20 protein-coding genes are annotated in these 21,613 nt (G+C 52.2%); 14 read left to right on the forward strand and 6 right to left on the reverse strand.

What is annotated here, in order from left to right; translation table 11 throughout:
* Nucleotides 1-22 precede the first annotated feature (22 nt).
* Entirely contained in the window at nt 23-802 is a 780-nt protein-coding gene (locus tag ACN0RL_RS16145) for an enoyl-CoA hydratase-related protein (RefSeq protein ID WP_417518643.1), read from the reverse strand.
* A gap of 249 nt (nt 803-1,051) precedes the next feature.
* Between ACN0RL_RS16145 and ACN0RL_RS16150 the strand changes: the two genes are divergently transcribed.
* Nucleotides 1,052-2,110 (forward strand): C4-dicarboxylate TRAP transporter substrate-binding protein, encoded by a 1,059-nt coding sequence (locus tag ACN0RL_RS16150; protein ID WP_417518645.1) that lies wholly within the window; start codon nt 1,052-1,054, stop codon nt 2,108-2,110.
* A 411-nt stretch (nt 2,111-2,521) separates the two neighbouring features.
* On the forward strand, nt 2,522-3,580 hold the full coding sequence (locus ACN0RL_RS16155; protein ID WP_417518647.1) for a C4-dicarboxylate TRAP transporter substrate-binding protein: 1,059 nt from the start codon (nt 2,522-2,524) through the stop codon (nt 3,578-3,580).
* A 61-nt stretch (nt 3,581-3,641) separates the two neighbouring features.
* Here the strand turns inward: ACN0RL_RS16155 and ACN0RL_RS16160 are convergent, their stop codons facing one another.
* Both ACN0RL_RS16160 and ACN0RL_RS16165 read right to left on the reverse strand, forming a co-directional pair.
* Nucleotides 3,642-4,292: a CoA-transferase gene (locus ACN0RL_RS16160; protein ID WP_417518649.1), complete on the reverse strand. Its 651-nt coding sequence runs from the start codon at nt 4,290-4,292 to the stop codon at nt 3,642-3,644.
* A gap of 36 nt (nt 4,293-4,328) precedes the next feature.
* On the reverse strand, nt 4,329-4,988 hold the full coding sequence (locus ACN0RL_RS16165; protein ID WP_417518651.1) for a 3-oxoacid CoA-transferase subunit A: 660 nt from the start codon (nt 4,986-4,988) through the stop codon (nt 4,329-4,331).
* A 489-nt stretch (nt 4,989-5,477) separates the two neighbouring features.
* Between ACN0RL_RS16165 and ACN0RL_RS16170 the strand changes: the two genes are divergently transcribed.
* The 12 genes from ACN0RL_RS16170 (at nt 5,478) to ACN0RL_RS16225 (ending at nt 17,883) form a co-directional block, all read left to right on the forward strand.
* Nucleotides 5,478-6,515, forward strand: a complete 1,038-nt coding sequence (locus ACN0RL_RS16170; RefSeq protein ID WP_417518653.1) for a TauD/TfdA family dioxygenase — start codon at nt 5,478-5,480, stop codon at nt 6,513-6,515.
* Between the two features lie 37 nt (nt 6,516-6,552).
* Nucleotides 6,553-7,326, forward strand: coding sequence for a class II aldolase/adducin family protein (locus ACN0RL_RS16175; RefSeq protein ID WP_417518655.1), 774 nt, complete (start codon nt 6,553-6,555; stop codon nt 7,324-7,326).
* A gap of 230 nt (nt 7,327-7,556) precedes the next feature.
* Nucleotides 7,557-7,988, forward strand: a complete 432-nt coding sequence (locus tag ACN0RL_RS16180) for a PaaI family thioesterase (protein ID WP_417518657.1) — start codon at nt 7,557-7,559, stop codon at nt 7,986-7,988.
* Between the two features lie 219 nt (nt 7,989-8,207).
* The gene (locus ACN0RL_RS16185) at nt 8,208-9,275 is read left to right on the forward strand and encodes a C4-dicarboxylate TRAP transporter substrate-binding protein (protein ID WP_417518659.1); all 1,068 of its coding nucleotides are present in this window, start codon (nt 8,208-8,210) and stop codon (nt 9,273-9,275) included.
* 45 nt (nt 9,276-9,320) lie between these two features.
* On the forward strand, nt 9,321-10,394 hold the full coding sequence (locus ACN0RL_RS16190; RefSeq protein WP_417518661.1) for a C4-dicarboxylate TRAP transporter substrate-binding protein: 1,074 nt from the start codon (nt 9,321-9,323) through the stop codon (nt 10,392-10,394).
* Complete coding sequence (locus ACN0RL_RS16195; RefSeq protein ID WP_417518663.1) at nt 10,382-10,963, forward strand: TRAP transporter small permease; 582 nt, start codon at nt 10,382-10,384, stop codon at nt 10,961-10,963. Before ACN0RL_RS16190 ends, ACN0RL_RS16195 begins: the two co-directional genes overlap by 13 nt.
* Nucleotides 10,964-10,968: 5 nt before the next feature.
* On the forward strand, nt 10,969-12,315 hold the full coding sequence (locus ACN0RL_RS16200; RefSeq protein ID WP_417518665.1) for a TRAP transporter large permease: 1,347 nt from the start codon (nt 10,969-10,971) through the stop codon (nt 12,313-12,315).
* A 61-nt stretch (nt 12,316-12,376) separates the two neighbouring features.
* Complete coding sequence (locus ACN0RL_RS16205; protein WP_417518667.1) at nt 12,377-13,963, forward strand: class I adenylate-forming enzyme family protein; 1,587 nt, start codon at nt 12,377-12,379, stop codon at nt 13,961-13,963.
* Nucleotides 13,964-14,166: 203 nt separating this feature from the next.
* Nucleotides 14,167-15,330: an acyl-CoA dehydrogenase family protein gene (locus ACN0RL_RS16210; protein WP_417518669.1), complete on the forward strand. Its 1,164-nt coding sequence runs from the start codon at nt 14,167-14,169 to the stop codon at nt 15,328-15,330.
* Between the two features lie 55 nt (nt 15,331-15,385).
* Nucleotides 15,386-16,459 carry an acyl-CoA dehydrogenase family protein gene (locus ACN0RL_RS16215; protein ID WP_417518671.1) on the forward strand — a complete coding sequence of 358 codons (1,074 nt, stop codon included), beginning with the start codon at nt 15,386-15,388 and terminating at the stop codon, nt 16,457-16,459.
* A complete protein-coding gene (locus ACN0RL_RS16220; RefSeq protein ID WP_417518673.1) occupies nt 16,456-16,656 on the forward strand; it encodes a hypothetical protein in 201 nt (66 codons plus the stop codon). Before ACN0RL_RS16215 ends, ACN0RL_RS16220 begins: the two co-directional genes overlap by 4 nt.
* A gap of 42 nt (nt 16,657-16,698) precedes the next feature.
* A complete protein-coding gene (locus ACN0RL_RS16225; protein WP_417518675.1) occupies nt 16,699-17,883 on the forward strand; it encodes an acetyl-CoA C-acyltransferase in 1,185 nt (394 codons plus the stop codon).
* A gap of 67 nt (nt 17,884-17,950) precedes the next feature.
* Here ACN0RL_RS16225 and ACN0RL_RS16230 read toward each other — a convergent pair whose 3' ends face one another.
* The 3 genes from ACN0RL_RS16230 to ACN0RL_RS16240 form a co-directional block, all read right to left on the reverse strand.
* Complete coding sequence (locus tag ACN0RL_RS16230) at nt 17,951-18,919, reverse strand: NAD(P)H-dependent flavin oxidoreductase (protein ID WP_417518677.1); 969 nt, start codon at nt 18,917-18,919, stop codon at nt 17,951-17,953.
* A gap of 135 nt (nt 18,920-19,054) precedes the next feature.
* The gene (locus ACN0RL_RS16235) at nt 19,055-20,479 is read right to left on the reverse strand and encodes a hypothetical protein (protein ID WP_417518679.1); all 1,425 of its coding nucleotides are present in this window, start codon (nt 20,477-20,479) and stop codon (nt 19,055-19,057) included.
* A complete protein-coding gene (locus ACN0RL_RS16240) occupies nt 20,476-21,609 on the reverse strand; it encodes an acyl-CoA dehydrogenase family protein (RefSeq protein WP_417518681.1) in 1,134 nt (377 codons plus the stop codon). Before ACN0RL_RS16240 ends, ACN0RL_RS16235 begins: the two co-directional genes overlap by 4 nt.
* Between the last annotated feature and the right edge of the window lie 4 nt (nt 21,610-21,613).

Raw genomic sequence — 21,613 nt, forward strand, 5'->3', positions numbered from 1 at the left:
TTCAAAAGACTCTGCTTGTCGGTTACTGCCCTTTGAACGCTGCAGATCGCCGCTCTTGAAAGGCACCTATGCCTTCTTCGAAATCGTCCGTTTTGAACGCCTTGCCCTGACAGATGGCTTCAAACGCCAGCGCCTCCTCCAATGTTGCCGTTTGTGCCATCTCGATTTCTGACTTGATCAAACCGAGCGCCACTGTGGGGCCTTTGGAAAGCTTCAGCGCCAGCGCCAGGGCATCATCCTGAAGGCTGGCATCTTCGCTGATGCTGTAAATGAGTCGCATATCCAGAGCCTCTGATGCAGAAATGCTCTTACCCAGCATCGCCAGAGCGCGGGTACGTGCAGCGCCTATTGCTCGTGACAGGAAGAAAGACGCGCCGCCGTCCATAACCAAACCAATACGCGCAAACGCCAAACTAAAGTTTGCGGATTCATTGGCAATAGCAATATCCGCTGCAAGGGCGAGGCTGAACCCTGCGCCAGCGGCGGGCCCGTTTACTGCGGCAATAACTGGCATTGGAAGGCTGCGCATCAGAGAGACAAGCTTGTTTATACCGTCTTCCATCTCCTGTTGAATCGTGTCTCTCCGGGCAAGAATCTTGTCGGGCTGCAGATCGGCCCCAACGCAAAAACCACGCCCTTCTGCCCGGATGAGGATAGCGCGGGCTTTCGGCTCATCTTTTTGCTCGGCAAGTGCGCTAATCAATCCTTCGCGCATTTCCTCTGTTAGAGCGTTTAGTTTATCTGCCCTGTTAAGTGTCAGTATGAGCAGGTTGTCCTGCCATTCCGTTAATAAATCGCTCATTGGAATTTTGCCTATACACAATTTAAACGTAGGAAGTGTACTAAGGTTGGCACGTGGCCAGCTTGGCGACCAATAGATAAATTTATGCCGGGGTATGCGATTTTAATATATGACCAGTTAAGAGGATTTTGGCACACGGGTAAAATGTGTTCTTTTATAGTTATTGGGCATGGCCAGTAGCCATAAGTTGTAATGGTTCGGGTGTGGGGGCGGTGCTATGGTCGAATGAAATTCGCTGGGGAGATTATAATGCTAAAACAATTGGCGTCAGGTGCAGTTTTGATGTGTGCTATGGCAGGGACGGTATCTGCAGATATGGTACTGCGCTTTGCTGAGGGCTCACCCAACCGTGGGAGTCGTGCTGTGGCAGTAGAACACTTCATGGAAGAAGTGAAGCAACTGTCTGGAGAGAAACTCAAGTTCGATATGCACTGGGGTGGTGCGTTGCTCGACTACAAAACCATGACCGACGGGATTTCTCGTGGCACGGCTGATATGGGTACCATGCTTGCAGCCTACACGCCCCAGAAACTGAAAGCTCTTACGATTGGCGATGTGCCAGTAGGTTCTTCAGATCCCTGGGTGGGTACCCGGGCCATGTACGAATTGATGACGACGAACGAGGTGATGCAAGGGTTGTTAGAGCGTCAGGGTTTGGTCTACATCACAGGGTATTCCAGCACCGGAGTTCAGTTTGAATGCGGTAAGGGTAATGAGATTCGTACTGTAGAGGATATCAAGGGTAAGCGGATTCGCGCGATTGCGACCTATGCCAAGGTGTTGGACGAGCTGGGCGCGAGCCTGGTCAACCTCACGGCTGGCGACTTCTATCAGTCGATTGATACCGGGCTGGTCGATTGCAGCGCGAGCTACCTGTACACCATACGCACCATGAAAACATTCGAGGTGATTGATAACGTCACTCTGGTGAACTGGGGGCAGATTAACGGGTTTGCCACATTGATGAACCTCTACACCTGGGACGATCTCTCCAAGGGAGAACAGGCCATCATGCGTGAAGCTGGGTCTAACGCCATCGACTATGCAGCGAAGTTGCAAATCGAAGAAATGGAACTGGTGGTCGATGGCCTGCGCACCGGATCGATCGGTAAAAAAGTGACGGTTTATGAAATGGCCGAAGAAGAGAAGGCCAAGCTGGAAAAAGCAGCTGAGAAATACGCCCGTGACTGGATTGATAGCATTACTAAAGACGGTGTGGATGGCCAAAAGCTATGGGACGAATATCAAGCTCTGCTAGCGAAGTATGAGCAAGAGCGTGATACCAAAGGCTATCCCTGGGAACGCTAAGCCCGAAAGGTGATAACGTGTGAGCACCAGTGTTGTTCGCACGCTACCGGTCGTCAGTATGAATCCACAAACCCGAGACTTGCCAGCGTTGCATCCTGATCCGATGTGGGCCAGGGGTTGGCAATTTCCTTTATTTTCAGCTCATCAAAAGGTCTCCAGCTTTCATCGCTGACCCCGGTATAGCTAACCGGTTGACCCTTGTTATGCGATAATCGTTTGAAAAACAGCTCACTGTTATAAATGTAGGCTGCGTATTATATATGTTTTAAAAAGACATTATATATTGGTAAGTCGATAATGCTCTCCTTACATATACACCTGTGGCATGCAACGGATGCAATAGTTGTATTGGTTGTCCCAATCCTGGAGTGTTAACTTCATTATTGTAAACCACAATCTTTGGAGACAATAATGATAAGAACCCTGATTTCCACCGCTGTCCTCTCGTTGGCGATAACCACCACCGTGTCCGCAGCGACAGAGTTGCGATTTGCCGAGCCATCGCCGAACCGGGGCGCCCGGGCGGACGCCGTTATCCACTTTATGGAAGACGTTACCAAGCTCTCGAATGGTGACTTGACCTTTGACATGCATTGGGGGGGCGCGCTGCTGGATTACAAATCTGTCGCTAACGGAGTGGCGGTCGGCACCGCAGACTTGGGCACCATGCTTGCTGCGTATGATCCGCAGAAGCTCAGATCGCTGACTATAGGTGATTTACCCACTAAGTACTCCGACCCCTGGGTCGGAATGCGGGCCATGTACGAGTTGATGACAACCAATGAAGACATGGAAAGGCTGCTTGCGGAGCTCAACTTCGTTTACCTGACCGGCTATTCGAGCACCGGGGTGCAATTTGAATGTGCCGGAGACAACAAGATCCGAACTGTTGCGGACGTCGAGGGTAAAAGGATCCGTGCCGTTGGCAACTATGCAAAGATTCTGGACGATCTGGGCGCCAACTTGGTGAACCTGAACCAGGGCGATGCCTATCAGGCTTACGACACTGGTTTGATTGATTGCGGCGCTTCTTACTTCTACACCATGAGAGCGTTCAAAACGTTCGAGGTGGCTGACAATTATACTATCGCCAATTGGGGACAGCTCCTTGGCTTTGCAACACTGATGAACCTTGATGTGTGGAATGATTTATCCCAAGAGCAACAAGCCGTTCTGCAAAAAGCCGGCTCCAGCGCCATCAACTATTTTGCAAAATTACAGATAGAAGAGATGGCTCTTGTTGTTGACGGCCTGCGCACAGGCGACATCGGCAAAAAGGCGAACGTATACGAGATGGCGGAAGAGGACCGGACCTTACTTGCTGAAGCTGGTGAAAAATACATACAAGAATGGATTGACCGGGCAAATAAAGATGGCGTCGACGGTCAGAAAATCTGGGATGAGTACACCGCAATGCTGGCAAAATATCAAAATGAGCTTGATACCCTGGGGTATCCTTGGGAGCGCTAAACCGAATGGCAGGATGAGCGGTAACGTGCAGGCATCGGCGATGTCTGCACGTTGCTGGATTTCAGTATGAATCTACAAACTTGAGATCCACGCCCGCTATTTTCTCCAGTTCGTCCTTTGTTATCCCTTCAGCAACATACGTAACCAGCGGCACGTCGTTGTCTCGGATTTCAAATGTTCCATAGTTGGTATAGATCCGGTTCACGCATTTGAGCCCCGTAGGCGGATAAGTCAATGATGGCACCAGTTTCGACTGACCTCGTTTGTCCAGAAGATCCATGACCACAAAGGTTTTTTTTGCGCCGACAGCTAGGTCCATCGCGCCACCCACTGCAGGCATCATTTCCGGATCACCGGTATGCCAGTTAGCCAGGTCACCTTGCGCTGACACCTGAAACGCTCCCAAAACGCAGATATCAAGATGGCCGCCACGCATAATGGCAAAGGAATCCGCGTGATGAAAAAATGCGGCTCCGGGGAAAAGCTTGATAGGAACTTTTCCTGCATTAATCAGGTTGCCATCTTCTTCGCCCTCAGGGGCGTCAATCCACCGGCCAAGCACGCCATTTTCGGTGTGCAGGATGACTTCTTTCTCCTCCGTCAGATGATTGGCAACCAGCGTTGGTATACCAACTCCCAGATTGACATAAGAACCTGCGGGTATATCGTTGGCTATTCGTATAGCCAGTTCATTGCGGGTGGCACTGTTCATAGAAATAGACCTGCGAATAGTTGATCTGAGCGCTCGTTAGACCACGACAACATGGTCTACAAAGATGCCGGGCGTAATGACGTTTTCGGCGGGTATATCACCAAGGGCAACGACCCGGTTTACCTCAACGATGGTTATTTTGGCGGCCATAGCCATAACCGGACCGAAGTTTCTCGCGGTCTGGTCGTAAACAAGATTGCCATACCGGTCGGCCTTCGTGGCTTTTATGAGTGATACATCCACATGAATCGGAAATTCCAGCACGTAATTCTTGCCATCAATAGTGCGAACCTCTTTACCCTTCGCGAGCTCTGTACCAAAACCCGTTGGGGTATAGAAGGCACCAATTCCTGCGCCGGAAGCCCGTAACCTTTCCGCAAGATTCCCCTGAGGGATCAACTCAAGTTCAACGGCACCCGATTTGTACAAGCCTTCAAAAATATGGGCATTTTTTACCCGTGGGAACGAGCACAGAAAGCGGGACACTTGCCCGTTTTTCAGCAGTGCAGCAATGCCAGATTCACCCTCTCCAGCATTGTTGCTCACCAGCGTAAGATCTTTTGCTCCGTGTTCAACCAATGCATTGATAAGTGTCAGCGGTGCACCCGCACCACCAAACCCACCGATTGCCACAACGTCCCCGTCACGAACCTTTGAAATAGCGGCTGCGATGTGATCAGAAACTTTATTTATCATTATATGTTCCATTTTGTTTTTATTGCACTGGTATAAGGGTGTTGCGGGATACCTAAGTTTTATCATTTTTATCTTAATTTTAGGGCTCAGGCATTAGGCAATCTATCACCCCGTATATTTACCGGCAAATAGCAATGTTGTATACGGTCGATGCTGATTTTATATGTTGAATTTTTTAGTCTGTTTTTTTGTCTGCCAAATAAATGTGTGAGAACTTCATCTGATAAAAATATTGTTGATGCTGTATGCCAAAAATGTATTTCTGAATTCTTGAATTTGCTGAGAAACTAATTTCGATACTTTGGTTTTCAGGTTGGCGTTGAGTATTTAATGGTTTTTGCTTTTACTTGAAAAAGGTTTCTCGGATTTTATGGAATTTAATATTTAAAAACTCATTTTCAGATTGTTTTAGTATTTTATTAAGCCTGGGTGACGCTATTTGATCGCACTTTTATCTTGTATAAAAACAATAGAGCAAGGATTTTTTCTATGAATATGACCATCGAAAATTCGGAAGACGTGAAACCGCTTGGCCAGGATGTCATCTGCCATGCACCCAAGGAAAGTTCTCCCCTGCTGTTTATAGAGCCAGCTGGAGAGCTGCTGCAGTCTCGGCACGCTTTCATTGATTGGGTGGCGTCTCACCGCGACGTGCTCGACAAGCTCATCATCACCCATGGCGGAGTTATCTTGCGCGGCTTTCCTGTTCGCGAAACCGAAGACTTCGGCGCGATAGTTGGTGTGTTTCCGTCGTACGACGGTGACTACCTGGGCGGGCTCGCGCCGCGAAGTCAGATAGCAGGGAAAGTGATGGAAGCAACCCGGCTCGACAAAAATGCAAAGATCCGCCTGCACTCGGAAATGGCCTACATGCAGAGCTTCCCGCCGCGGGTTGCTTTTTTCAGCAAGAAAACAGCGCACACAGGTGGCGCAACCATTGTTGCGGATACACGAGGCTTATTTGAATCACTTCCATCCGATTTGCAGGAAAAACTTGAAACCCACGGCGTGATGACGGTGCGCAACTTTGCGGCTCCGACGGGGCAGTTGGAAGCGTCGGTTCCGCATGTGGATCTGCGCGGATGGAATGTTGCCTTCGAAACGGAAGACCGGGACGAAGTAACAGTGCGGTGTAAGGAACGAGGGCTGGAGCCGATATGGAACAAAGACGGGAGTTTGACGATGGTGAACCACACTGCGGCTGTGGTTAAGCATCCCCAGACGGGACAAAAGCTCTACAGGTCTAACCTCCACATTTACCGGGTCAATAGCAATATGGCAGGCCTGGACCCTGAAATCATCCAGCGATTGCAAGAAACTCAGGAGCGCCCTTCGGGCACCTTCCTGGGTAATGGAGAGCCCCTCACCGAAGAAGAAGCCTTGCAGTTCACTACGCATCTCGATAAGCAAGAAAGAGCCTGGCAATGGAAGGACGGTGACGTGATGATTATCGATAATTTGCAGGTATGGCATGGCCGCAACCCGTTTGAGGGAAGTCGCGACGTGCAGGTGGCGATGCTCGGATGAAGAGCCTGATGAAATTTGATGGTAACGGGGGTATACCGTGCAAGTAGCGATAGAGCAGGTTCGAGAGGCGGTATCTGAGGAAGAATGGTCGGCACGAGTGGAGTTGGCGGCCTGCTACAGGTTGCTCCACCACTGTGGGATGACCGATATGATTTACAACCATATTTCGGCACGAATCCCCGGCACAGAGCATTTGCTGATCAACGCGTATGGGTATCTGTATAACGAAATTACCGCATCCAATCTGGTAACCATCGATCTGCAGGGTGATGTGGTAATGGAGCCAAAGAGCCCTCATGGATATGGCGTTAATCAAGCCGGCGCGCTCATCCACACAGCCGTGCATCAAGTGCGCCATGACGCCATGTGTGTGATTCACACCCACACGCGCGCTGGTATGGCGGTGTCAGCCATCGAGGAGGGTTTGCTGCCTTTGACCCAAAGTGCCATGCGGTTCTACAACGCAGTGGCGTATCACGAGTATGAAGGCCCGGCGCTCAATCCGGCTGAAAAGGCCCGGTTGCAGCAGGATCTGGGTGAACATAATGTGATGATCCTGCGAAACCACGGCCTACTGGCCGTTGGGCCCTCGGTAGCAGAGGCGTTCAGTCGCATTTATTGGCTGGAAATGGCGTGCAAAGCCCAGGTCGACGCCTTGTCGATGGGGCGGAAGCTTAACATGCCAACCCAGCAAGCGTGCGATGTGACGGCAGACGTGCTGCATCCGAGTAAGCGAGGCCTGTTGGGCAAGCGTGAGTGGCCCGCTCTGCTGCGAATGCTCGACGGCATCGATCCGTCTTATGCTGCTTGATGAATGTCCACGACACAAACTGAGCCCGCTCTGACAGGCGAGCCGAGAAACACGGCTCGCCGCAACTCCCTCCCTATTTGCCGCTGACATGTGCCATGCCTTTTCTGTATGGATTGCATCCAATATAGATAATGGTTCGGGGTGTTTGGTGCTGCTATCGTGATACGTCCTTAAAAAACAACACTTCGACGGGGCCGGATATGTCAACGCGACCGATTAATGAGGATCAGATGTCTGAAAAGACCGCCGTTCCGAAATTGACCTCCATGGGCTTCCGGGATCTGCTTGGTTTTGAGCTGGTCGAGTGGAGCAAGGATTGGGCCGTCGTCGAACTTGAGCTCAATGAAACCCACCATAACCGCAACCGGTATGTCCATGGTGGTGTGGTTATGTCACTGCTGGATACCGCTTGTGGTTTTAGTGGTGTGTATTGTGAGGTGCCAGGCAATCTCCGGCGCTGCATTACCATCTCAATGAATACCAGTTTCATGAAGCCTGTCTCCGAAGGGGTGCTTCGCGCTGAGGCGCGAGTGGTGAGCAGTGGGCGCAAAATTTTCTTCGTAGACGCCCGTGTACTTCATCAGGAGGTACTGGTCGCAACGGCCTCTGGCACGTTTCGCTATGTTGCCGGTGGTGAAGATGAACTAGGGGCGCCGGTGTAGTAGCTTGCGGGCCGACATTATCGAATAAAAGTATACGTTATATAAAATATATATAATTGTTAGTGGTTTTTGCCGGTGCTAGTGTCGTTTAAAGAGTGGGTTGGAGAGCAGGGCGAATAGCGTCGGTAGGTGAGTTTCATTTGTTGGAACGCTAAATCCCCAATTCTGGCAACCCTGGTGACAACAAAAAATTTTAAGCAATCGCATGAGGTCACGACCATGAAACACCCTTTCAGGTTCGTCAGTATCGTTTTAGTTCTTGTCTTTGCTCTGGTCGCCCAGGCTTCGGCCCAACTGGTTTTGCGTTATGCCGACGGCAGCCCGAACCGTGGGACGCGGGCAGAGGCGTTGGAATACTTCGCCAGTGAGGTAAAGAGGCTGTCTGATGGTCAGATGACGGTTGAGATACATTGGGCCGGTGCCCTGCTGAAGTACAGCGCCATCATGGATGGCGTTGTTTCAGGCACGGTTGATATGGGGACAGTGTTGTCTGCCTATAATCCGCGCAAGCTCAGTGCCCTCAGTATTGGGGACATTCCTCTGGCTACCTCTGACCCCTGGGTGGGTATGCGCTCCATGTATGAGCTGGAAACCACAGAGCAACAGCTCAAGGACTCTCTGATGAATCAGGGCCTGGTGTACGTGAGTAACTTTACGTCCACAGGCGTGCAGTTTGAATGCACCGAGGGCAATGAAATCCGTACCGTCGAGGACATTAAAGGCAAGCGCATGCGCGCGTCTGCAGTCTACGGCAACGTTCTGGGTGACCTTGGAGCCAACATGGTCAGCATGACCTACGGCGATGTTTATCAGGCACTGGATTCCGGGCTGGTGGATTGCCTGGGCAGCTATTTCTACACCATGCGCGCCTACAAGACCTATGAAGTGATCAGCACAGTGACCCGTGCTGACTGGGGTCAGTTAATGGGGTTTGCCATTGCCATGAACCAGTACACCTGGGAGGACATGACGGACGACCAGAAGGATGTTATTCGCCAGGCGGGTTCCAGCATGGTGGATCATTTTGCGCAACTGCAGATTGAAGAGATTGAAGTGGCTGCCAAAAGCCTGGCGTCCGGAGAGTGGGGTCCTACCATTCCGGTGACTGCTATGGATGAGACAGAGCGTCAAAAAATTCTGGATGCGACAACCAAGTATCGTGATATGTGGATCAAGGAAGCGACTGAGCGCGGGCTGGATGGGCAGAGAATATGGGATCGCTACCTGGCGCTGGTGCAGAAGTATGAGCAGGAACGGGATCAGGATGGTTACCCCTGGGAGCGCTGAGTCGCCGGGGTAGCTGTTCATCATAGACACGAGAGGACAATAACAATGAAGCTTGTTAAAGCTATGAAAAAAATGATTTTTTGCCTGGCGCTGGGGTTGGTTGGAGTGAGTCAGGCTGTAGCGGCAACCACGTTCCGCTATGCCGAGGGCACACCAAATCGCGGCACCAGAGCCGAAGCGTTGCAGTTTTTCGCGGAAGAGGTCAAGCGTGAATCCGGTGGGGAGATGCGGATTGACATCCATTGGGGCGGAGTGCTGCTGAAGTACAGCGCCATCCTGGACGGCGTGACAGCGGGCACCGCAGACCTTGGCACCGTGCTGGCTGCTTACCAGCCACAAAAGCTGCAAGCGCTGGCCATCGGCGATTTGCCACTGGCCAATTCGGACCCATGGGTTGGCCTGCATGCGATGTACGACCTGATGACCCAAAATGAGCAGATGAAGCAGGCGCTTGCCAAGCATGACCTGGTTTACCTTGGCAACTACACCACCACAAGTGTTCAGTTCGAGTGTACAGAAGGTAACGAGATCCGCACCCTCGAGGACTTGAAAGGCAAGCGTATGCGGGCCTCGGTGACCTACGCCAAGGTTCTCCAGGATCTGGGTGCAAATCTAATCAATATGACCTATTCAGACATCTATCAGGCACTTGAAACAGGGCTTGCAGATTGTTCTGCGGCGTATTTTTACGCCATGCGCGCTTTTAAAACGCCGGAAGTTACCCATTCTGTTACCAGGGTCGACTGGGGCCAGATCATGGGGTTTGCCCTGGTGATGAACCGTTACGTTTGGGAAGACCTCGCGCCCGAACAGCAGAAAGTTTTCCGTGATGCCGGTATCGCTATGACGGACCATTACGCTCGCCTGCTTTTGGAAGAAATAGATGAAGTGTCCGCTGACCTGCCCACAGGTAAGTTGGGCAACAAAATCGAAATGATCAAGTTGCCTGAGGCGGATCGGCAGAAGCTGTTCGGCGCCACTGAAAAGTACGTTCGTGAGTGGATCGAGCAGTCCAACAAGATGGGCCTGGATGGCCAGGGAATCTGGGATCAGTACACCGCTTTGTTGGAAAAGTATGAAACTGAGCGAGATGAGCGAGGCTACCCATGGGATCGTTAGAGGGTTATCACGGGCGCAGTATAGGCATGGCCTGTTCCAAGGGCGTAACGCGCGCCCGGGGATTTTTGGCTGGCCTTGAAAACATACTGTTGTACATAGCCGTGTTCTGCATTCTTGCACTTGGCGCCATCATTTTGGCGAGCGTTGTGTTGCGCGAGCTGGGCTACTCAGGCGTCTCCGATGAGGTCGTTATCGTTGGGGAGTTGATGATTGGTGCGCTAATTTTGCCGCTGGCCTACGTGGCGGCGGACCGCGGGTTTATTGCGGTAGAAGTATTTACCAATCGCTTCGGCCCGCGGGTCCAGATTTCGTTGAACATTCTGAGTGCGGTCGTCGGTTTGTGTGCCGTGGCGCCAATTGCATACGCCGCATACATATCGATGGTCGACGCCATCGATAGTGGTTCTTATTTCTTTGGGTTGCTGGAGTTGCCGAAATGGCCCGGACGCATCGCGTTTTTCATCGGCTATGGCCTCTTTTTTATTCGGCTTATTGATCTGGCGATTTTTGAAACACTGGTTTTGTGTGGGGTAATTCGTCCACACAGTGCTGAGCAGGCGGAGGAGTAAGCACAATGGAACCTTCAGTAATTGGCATGTACGGTTTCAGTGCCGCGATTGTGCTACTAGCCATGCGGGTGCCCATCGGGTATGTGCTGGTAAGCGTGGCTTCCGTGTGCTCACTGGTGGCTTACGCCTGGCGTCCTGGTGGTGATTTTACCTTCATGCGCGGGCTGCGGCCGGCGTTGGGTTTGATTGAGTCCAACGCATACGACTTTATCCATTCGTACCCGTTGAGCATGATTCCGCTGTTTATTGCCGCTGGGCACATTGCCTATCATTCGCGCATAACCACGGATATCTATGAAGCCATGCGAGTCTGGCTTGCCAAGCTTCCGGGCGGTCTCGCTATTGCATCCTTGTTCGGTTGCGGTGGCTTCGCCGCGATCACCGGCTCAAGTCTTGCGTGCGCCTCCTCTATGGGCCGGATTTGTGTTCCTGAAATGTTGCGTTTCGGCTACAGCCAGCAACTCGCGACCTCTACTGTTGCCATGGGCGGCACCTTGGGCGCACTGATTCCGCCAAGTGTACTGTTCATTATTTATGGCATGTTCACCGAGCAATCCGTCAACAAGCTGTTTCTGGCCGGTATCCTGCCAGGGCTTTTGAGCCTGGCTGGTTTTATTCTGGTGGTTGTGGTGTGGTCGCTGGTAAGGCCCTCGGCCGCGCCTGTTCCAAAAGATCTGAACTTCACACGCAAAGAACGGCTTAACGCCGCGATTAAGGCCTGGCCTGCTCTGATGCTGATGATCATCATCATTGGTGGCATATACGGTGGGCTATTTACGGCAACAGAAGCCGCCGCCATCAGTTTGGCGTTTGCTTTGGGGTTTGGTGTTCTTTCCCGTCGCCTGACCTGGGCTGACTTTATGGCGTCTATGCGTGAGACGGCGTATCAGTCTGCAGGCCTCTTCTTTATCGCTGTCGGTGCCAAGATTTTCGTTTCCTTTGTGTCGCTCACCGGCGTGACCGGCGTGCTTGTAGAAGCGGTAGCTGCGGCCGGGTTTGAAAACTGGATGGTGTTGCTGTGCATCGTGCTGCTTTATGTCGGCCTGGGTATGTTCCTTGACCCACTTGGCACCATGCTGCTGACCCTGCCGTTCGTCATTCCACTGGTTGAAAACATGGGCCTCGACCTGATCTGGTTTGGCGTCATTGTTATCAAACTGCTGGAAGTGGGACTGGTAACACCCCCGGTTGGATTGAACGTGTTTGTTATTAAAAGCGTGATTTCACGAGAGATACCAGTGCATACGATTTTCTTCGGTGTAATGAAGTTTATGGTTGTTGATTTGATTGTGGTGGGCTTGTTGTTAGCCTTCCCGATTATTTCACTGCTATTGCCAATGAGCATGTCATAGCGATTGGAAGCGATCGTCACTGAACATTGTAAATCTATAAGAATAGAGCAGGGTTGTTATTATGTTGGCCAAGGCTAATACGCGAAACGATGAACCGTCCATGAGTTTTGGTGAGATTCTGGAAACCACAGCTGCGCGCTGGCCAGATGCGCCTTCAATCACGGATGAAGGTCGTACCTATACCTGGGAAGATACCGCTGATCGTTGCCGCCGCCTTGCTAACGCGCTGGCTCTGCGAGGTATCCGGGCCGGAGACCGGGTTGCGTATCTCGGTTTCAATTCACACCGGTTGTTCGAGATGTTCTTTGCGCCATCCCTTATCGGCGCCATTGTGGTGCCGATCAACTTCCGCTTATCGCAGAGGGAGATGATTGAGTGCCTTGAAGACTCGGAGCCAAGGGTATTGGTTGTCGATGGACATCATCTTGGTCAGGCTGAGGCGTTAGTTGCGGCTTGCCCCGCGGTAGAGATCGTTATTAATGCCAGTGAGTTGAGCACGCCGGAAAACCAGCTCTCGTATGAGGCATTGATTGAAGAAACCAGCGCCGAGCCTATGGGCGAGCGCAGTGGCGGTGAAGATACGCTTGTGCTGTTTTTCACTGGTGGAACCACCGGGCGCTCCAAAGGCGTAATGCTGAGCCACGCTAACCTGCTGGCAAACAGCCGTGGCACCATTCCTCTGTATGAGTTGGTAGAGCTTGGGCGCTACTTGCTGGTTGCCCCGATGTTTCACACTGCAGCCGGTTCCCGGGTATATACCGCAGTAACCTTGGGTACCCATACGATTCTGCTGCCGAAGTTTGATGTCGAAGAGGTGATGGCGACCATTGAGAAGTACAAGATCAATGGCTTGCAGTTAGTGCCTACCATGTTTCAGATGATTCTGGATCACCCGAAACTCGATGAATTCGACCTGTCCTCTTTGAAAATGGTTGGCTACGGTGCATCGCCTATGCCGGTCGCCTTACTGCAACGCGCCATTGATAAATTTCCGGGCATTCGCTTTTGTCAGGCCTACGGAATGACGGAAGCGTCGCCGGTTATTACAACCCTTGGACCCGAGGACCATGTGATTTCCGGCGGTGGCGAATCGAAATTGCATACCGTGGGGCGGCCAACAGCCTACGTTGAACTGGAGGTTGTTGATGCCATGAGCCGCAGCGTACCCCAGGGAGAAACAGGTGAAATAGTGGTGCGTGGGCCAAACATAATGAAGGGGTATTGGCGAGCACCTGAGCAAACAGAGGCTGTTTTGCGTGATGGCTGGTATCACACTGGAGATAGCGGCTATTTCGATGCAGACGGTTACCTGGTGTTGGCGGGTCGAATAAAGGACATGATCGTCAGCGGTGGCGAAAACGTCTATCCAATTGAAGTTGAGAACGTATTGTCCCATCACCCTGCGATTATTGAGTGCGCTGTTATTGGCGTACCGCATCAAATTTGGGGTGAGTCGGTTCATGCGGTTGTTCGCCTGCGCGATGGCAGCGGTTCAGTGACAGAAGAAGAGCTGATCCAGTATTGCCGCGACCGTATTGCACATTATAAATGCCCAACCGGGATTACTATTCGGGAAGAGCCCATGCCAATGTCCGGTGTTAACAAGATACTTAAAACTGAACTTAGAAAAAGTTATGGCGATAAATAATCTCGGTGTAACTTGTCATATATGTTTACGGTATCCGTGGTATATATAAAGTGTATTTGTTGTTATTTTTATTCTTGATACTATTGATTTTGTAGGTTGTTGAAGTTTTCTCCGTACTTCGGGTTAGGGTTTTCTTGAAAAAGAAAACCCTTTTTTATTTATAGCATCAGATCCTCTAGTGGTTGGTTCAGGGGTGGTTCGATATGCAGAGCATCAACTTTAATTTTCCTGCACCGATTGTTGATCCGAGTGTTGAAATACTACGGATGGAAGTACGCCATTTTCTCGCGGATGAGCGACGTAAGGGCACGTTCCAACCGGGAGCGGATTGTTGGTGCGCAGGCATTGATACGGACTTTACTCACAGGCTGGGGCAAAAAGGCTGGATTGGCGTCACTTGGCCCAAACAATACGGGGGCCAGGAATTAACTGCTCTACATCGATACGTCATCACCGAAGAGCTATTGGTGGCAGGTGCCCCTGTGCATGCTCACTGGATTGCTGATCGCCAGAGTGGCCCGCTTATCCTGCAGTCCGGCACCAAAGCCATGAAGGAAGGAATCTTGCCACGCATCGCCGAAGGCACCTGTTACTTTGCGCTCGGACTAAGCGAGCCAGGCGCTGGCTCCGATTTGGCGGCAGTCAGAACGCGGGCGGTACCCACCGAAGGGGGCTGGCGTATTACCGGAACCAAACTCTGGTCTTCGGGAGCCCAGGTTTGCGAATACATGACGGTATTGGCCCGAACCAGCAAGGTTGATGAAGAGCATCGTCATGCAGGGCTGACACAGTTTCTCGTCAGACTGGATTCTCCCGGCGTCAGTATTCGCGGCATCCGGGATATGAGTGGCGTTGAGCATTTCAACGAAACCAATTTTGAAAATGTCTTTGTTCCGGAAGATGCGGTGCTGGGTGCTGTCGGTGATGGCTGGAAGCAGATCACCGGGGAGCTGGCTATGGAGCGCTCTGGCCCTGAACGTTTTTTGAGTACGTTTATAGCTCTGGAGAGGGCGTTCTCCCAAATGGCTGCAATGCCGGAAAATGCTCACCAGCAAGCCGTGATGGGTCGGTTGGTGGCCCGGATTCGCGCGTTGCGCACTATGTCTCTGGGGATTGCGACGTTGCTGCAAAATGGACAGTCGCCGGATGTGGAAGCGGCAATTGTAAAAGACCTGGGTACTCGGTTTGAGCAGGAGATCATCGACAAATTAAGGGAATTCTGGCCAATCGCTATGTCGCAAACCAGCGGCGACGAATTTCAGAATCTATTGTCGGAGAGCCTGCTGCGGCAACCGTCGTTCACGCTTCGCGGCGGTACCAATGAAATTCTGAAAGGCATTATTGCGCGGGGCCTAGGGTTGCGCTGAGGTGTTATAAAAGGCGCAGGCCGTAAGTGAAAACTGACTATGAGAGAGCCATCCGATGGAGCAGTCTTATCAGTTAATTCTGGATACCGCAGAGCGTATTTTTGCCGACCACTGCAGCTCTGGCGTGGTGAATGCAGCCGATAAGGGAGACTACCCGAACGCCCTGTGGCAGGCCTTGGATGAAGCGGGGCTGTTGCTGGTCTGGATGCCGGAGGCAGATGGTGGCGTGGGTGGTTCCATGGGGCTTGGGTTCTTGCTCATAAGGCAGGCCGCTCGCTATGCCTTACCCGTGCCATTGGCCGAATCTCTGGTGGCCAACTGGTTATTGGCCCAGGCAGGGCTTGCGAATGCAGGACAGAGCAGTGGTTTTGCGTTAGGGATGGAAGCCTTGCCCGTTCTGGATAATGGGCAGCTACACGGCGTTGTTGGAGGGGTAGCCTTTGCCTCTCAGGTATCGCAACTGGTTGTGCCCTGCCTGCAATCTGGTCAGTTGACGATTGCGCTGGTTGACGTTAATGCCTGCGAGATCAGCGAGCAGCGGAGTCTGGCGGGGGAACCCCGGAATACTGTTAATTTTAATGGTGCAGTGCCTCTTGTCTCCGGGGCGGTTCACAGCGGAGCTTCAATTGAGTTGGCGCGGGGCGTTGCCGCACTCGCCAGGGCTCATCAGATTGCAGGCGCCATGGAGCACATTGTGACACTCACCGTAAATTACGTGCAGGAGCGGAATCAGTTTGGTCGGGCCTTGTCACGGTTTCAGGCAATTCAGCACAGCGTTGCGGATATTGCCGGTGAGAGTGCTTTGGCAAACGCGGCTGTCGAGCAAGCTGCCCGAATGGTATCTCAGTCTCACTGTGAGCTGGACGATGCGTTAATGGCCATTGCGACCGCAAAGTCTGTGACCGGCGAAGCTGCCGGGAAAGTCGCGCAACTGGCGCATCAGGCCCATGGAGCCATGGGCTTTAGTCACGAATACCCATTGCAGCAATACAGTCGTCGGATTTGGTGCTGGCGCGAGGAGTTTGGCTCCGAATTCTATTGGAACCAATGGTTGGGGCAGTATGTTGCGAACAAAGTCCACACAACCGATGAAGGCAGTGCCTGGGCCTCTATCGCACGAGCCTATTGATTCAGCAGATTGCCGAATGTGCGCCTCTGGCCGTGGAGTCAACTCGTGCAACTGCACGAGTTGGGCTGGTTGAAGAGTTCAGGGAGAGAGTAATACACGAGTTTGCCTGGCAGGTATGGCTGGCAAAAACCGAAGACCACCTGGAAGGCGTGCGTGCAGTAGGTGAGCGCCGATTGGGTGAGTTCAAGCTTACTTAGCCGAATTCACGGTTATCAACGTTCAAGCAAGAGGATTTTATAATGGCAGATGCAGTTATCGTATCCACAGCCCGTACCGGCCTGGCTAAATCATACCGGGGTTCTTTCAACAACACGCACAGCCTTGATATGGCAGCCCATGTCATCAAACATGCTGTGCAGCGCGCCGGTATCGATCCGGGTGTCGTTGAAGATGTCATCCTGGGCGCGGCGTACCACGAAGGTATGCAGGGCAAAAACATGGCTCGGCAAGCGGCTATCCGGGCCGGTTTACCGGTGACGACTGCTGGTCTGTCCATCAACCGCTTCTGCAGTTCTGGCTTGCAATCCATCGCTCTGGCATCGCAGCGTGTTCTTTCTGAAAAAGTGCCCGCCATGGTGGCAGGCGGTGTTGAGTCGATCAGTTTGGTCATCAACGACAAACTCAACAAGTATCGCGCTACCAACGAATGGCTGATGAAACACAAGCCTGAGCTGTACATGGCGATGATCGAAACTGCGGATATTGTGGCCCAGCGCTACGGTGTTTCTCGTGAATCCCAGGACGAATACTCTCTGATCAGCCAGCAGCGCGCCGCGGCTGCCCAGAAAAATGGCTTGTTCGATGACGAAATCGTGCCCATGGAAACCACCATGCTGGTGAAGGACAAGGAAACGGGCGAAATGAGCGAAAAGCAGGTTACGGTGGATCGCGATGAGTGCAACCGCCCTGATACAACAGCGGAAGGTCTGGCCTCGCTGGAGCCTGTGCGCGGTCCCGACCAGTTTATTACAGCGGGTAACGCGAGTCAGTTGTCTGACGGCGCTTCGGTGTGTTTGGTTATGGACAGCCAGTACGCGGAAAAGAACAACATTGAACCCATCGGCATCTTCCGTGGTTTTGCGGTGGCGGGCTGTGAGCCAGACGAAATGGGCATCGGCCCGGTGTTCGCGATTCCACGCTTGCTGGAGCGTAACGGCCTGACCATGGACGATATCGATCTGTGGGAACTCAACGAAGCCTTTGCGTCGCAGGTTGTGTATTGCCGTGATCGTCTGGGTATTCCCATGGAAAAGCTGAACGTGAACGGTGGCGCCATTGCCATTGGTCACCCGTTCGGTGTTTCCGGATCACGCCTGACAGGGCATGCGCTGCTGGAAGGCAAGCGTCGCGGTGCGAAGCTGGTGGTTGTCACTATGTGTATTGGTGGCGGGCAGGGCGCGGCTGGTCTGTTCGAGGTAGTTTAGTTCTGGTTTGTTAGAAAGAAGAGAGGGCAGCGATTCGTTTTCACGAATCGCTGCCCTCGAAGCCGTTTTAACGGGCAGTGCTCAGTTTATTGCGAGCTTCGGCGTATTCATCCCGCAGTTGCGATACCACGTCGGCTGTCGAGGAGATGGCAGTAATGTTACCCACGCCCTGGCCAGCGCCCCAAACGTCTTTCCATGCTTTGCCCTTGGCACTTCCTTTGGAGCCAACCTTCATTTTGCTCTTGTCGGATTCAACCAGGTTGTCCGGGTCGAGCCCCACGTTTTCAATACTGCCGCGCAGGTAGTTGCCATGAACACCGGTGAACAGGTTTGAATAGATAACATCGGATGCAGTGGAATCAACGACCATCTGTTTATAGGCCTCATCAGCGTTAGCTTCGTGAGTCGCTATAAAACGTGTGCCCATATAGGCCAGGTCTGCCCCCATAACTTCCGCGCTGAGAACATGATTTCCACGGGTAATCGAGCCGGCCAGAATAATCGTGCCATCGTAAAATTGCCGAATCTCCGTCAGCAAGGCAAAGGGGTTGGTCGTTCCTGCGTGCCCACCGGCTCCGGCAGCCACCAGAATCAAGCCGTCAACGCCTACGCTGAGTGCTTTTTTGGCATGTTTCACGTTGGTTACGTCGTGGAAAACCAATCCGCCGTAGCTGTGTGCAGCCTTTACAACCTCTGTCGGGGCGTGAAGGCTGGTGATGATGATAGGCACTTTATGCTTTACGCAAGCGGCCATGTCATGCTCAAGACGGTCATTCGAAGGATGAACAATCTGGTTGACGGCAAAGGGAGCAACCTTGGCATCCGGATTTTGCTCTTTATAGGCGGCCAACTCCTGCTTGATGGTTGTCAGCCACTCGTCAAGTTTTTCTGCTGGCCGGGCGTTCAACGCAGGGAAAGAGCCAACAATACCGGCCTTACACTGCTCAACCACCAGTTTGGGGTTGGAAATAATAAACAAAGGCGACCCTATAACCGGTATGGTTATATTGTCTTTAATTATTTTCGGTAGGCTCATTTAGCTTCCTCTCCTGTCTCGATTTTATTTTCAGATTACAATCTATCAAATAATAATTAGCTGGCTATTATCGTTATTTTCTATGTCGTAGGCTTTTTCGGTATGGAGTCTTATTTATATTCTTATCTCGGATGATTACAGGAAAATAAGGAGGGCTGCGTAGAGTGAAATTAGCACCGTCAGATTGAATATGCCGTTCCAGACAAATCCAAAAACAGCAGGTGAGACGTTGGAGAAACTTGAAATAAAGCGCAAAGCAGCGGTAAAGGGCGACAAGCCGGCAAACACCGCCCAAGTAAGCGAGATGACAACTACCTGAACGGTTGGCGGTATTGTCAGATCCGGTAGTTGCTGCAAGACACCCAGAATGAGTGTGACCGTAATGATTGGATTAATGGCTAGTAAAGATGACAGGAGAATGGCCAGGGATATTATGATCATCAGCCAGGCATCTCCGATATTGGCGTGTTCGATCCAGTTATTTATCCAGACGGGATCGATCAGCGGAATAAGGATAACGCCAATAAAACCGGAAGACGCAAACAGGGCTACTTCATTGCGTTGGTTAGTGAAGGTCAGAGGAAATGAACGGGTGATTCGCCTGGCAGTCAGCGCTGCAGTAACGCGCGGACTTGCGCGCCTGTATTGGAAGGTGATCCAGACTACTCCGATAAAGGGTACACACATGAGCAGTGCAGAAAACATCTGTAGCCCTGTGAGGACTGAGACGACAATGGCAGTTGCGGGTATGAGGGCGACCAACAGAACCAGAGGGAGTAAATAGTACAGCCGATGATTGGCGCCAGGAGTAACCTTGCGCTGGGGGTAGGAAATTCGGTCAAGGACCGCGCCCCACAAAATAAACACGGCGGCTAACAGAAGCCCCACAGGCGCGTAGTGCTCCCACTGCAGGCTCGGAATAGCGGACAACACAAGTAGCATGGTAACGGAGGTTGGTGACCACAGTGGGATACTGCTGAAGCCTCTCAGTACTGCTGTCAGCATTCGCCGGCTGCGAATGCCGGCAATGCGGTGTTGCTCGTCTGTATCACCATAGTGAATGGCGCGCTTTACCATGGTGCCGAGCACGTTCAGTGCGCCCAGATTCAGCATTACACTGAACAAGTGAGACCCGAAGGACATCAGCAGGTAGCGCCGTCCCGGTGGCTGGTTGACCATAATAATGCCGCACCGGCGCACCAAGGGCGAACTACCTGCGGCTTCTCTGAGCACCGCGAGGGATGTCAGGAAAAATGTAAAGAAAGCACCTCGGTCGATGGCTGCCGCCAGCTCTTGCCAAGTGATGTCATGATTGAACCAGAGTGTAAGCCCAAGGCCTATCGCCAGCACCACAAAAAACTGAAAGGTCCTGTGTATTTGCCGCCACTGAAGTGCCAGAAATAACAGAATAGATGCGGCTGCAAGGGGGCTAGCCCTTTGCGAGGCGCCGAATTCGCTAACGACGGCACTCAGGGAAACGGCCACCAGACACAAGGCAGAGAGGTTAAGAGGCCATAGAGTGCCGCTCTGTTTCTCTATGGTGGCCGTCGTTGTGCTCACGTGGGTAAGGATATTTGAGCAAGTTGCTGTTGGTGATGGTCCGCATCACCGAACAAGGTGTTGATCACCATCAAGCGTTTTACGTAATGACCAACGTCCAGTTCATCTGTAACGCCCATGCCTCCGTGCAACTGTATCGCTTCATTGCCAACCATTCGGCCGTTGCGGCCAATCATGTATTTCAAGGCGTGCAAGCTGCGATCGGCATCGGTGGTCCCTACCGAGCAAACAGCCCTGAAGAGTAATGAGCGGGCCTGCTCGCAGGCCATGAACATATCCACCATGCGATGCTGCAACACCTGGAATGACGAAATAGGCGCACCAAACTGCTTTCGGGCCTTGGTGTATTCCCGTGTGGTGTCGGTGAGCTTGTTCATAATGCCCAGCGCCTCGGCGCACAAGGCAAGAACGGTGCTGTTGACGACCTTTTCAATCAGGCTGTAACCGTCGCCTTCATCGCCAAGTAACTGGCTGCTGGCTACACTCACGCTTTCAAACCGGATGTTGGCAACCAGTTGCCCATCCATAAGCCGGTAAGCTGTCTTATGTACACCGGTGGCATTGGCATCAATCACAAACAAGCTGATGCCTGCGGTGTCGAACTGTTCCCCGCTTGTGCGTGCTGCGACCACTAGCTGATCTGCTGCAGCACCATTTATTACCAGCGTCTTTTCACCATTGAGCACATAACCTTCACCCTCACGGGTGGCCGCTGTTTTGATATCGGTAATACTGTAACGGCTTTGGCGTTCCTGGTAGGCGAAGGCGCCTTGCAGTTGCCCGGCAATCAGGGGCTCAAGCAGGTTTTGCTTCAATGCCTCCGGCGCACCAAGATCGACGAGGCTGCCGAATAGCATAACCGTAGGAATATAAGGCGACGCCACCAGGCCTTTGCCCAATTCTTCCATTATCACCATGGTGTCTGCTGCGTTTCCGCCGAACCCACCGCCGGCTTCTGAAATAGGCACGGATAGCCAGCCAAGCTCCGCAAACGTTGCCCAGGTATCTCGATTAAATCCCTCGGGCAGCCTTACGTCTTTTTCGCGGACCTCAAATGAATACTGCTGATCAATGAAACGAGCAGTACTGGCCTGCAGCATTGCCTGTTCTTCAGAAAGGTTAAAGTGCACGGAT

Origin of the sequence: Marinobacter sp. (assembly GCF_048259445.1) — a bacterium.
GTDB lineage: Bacteria > Pseudomonadota > Gammaproteobacteria > Pseudomonadales > Oleiphilaceae > Marinobacter.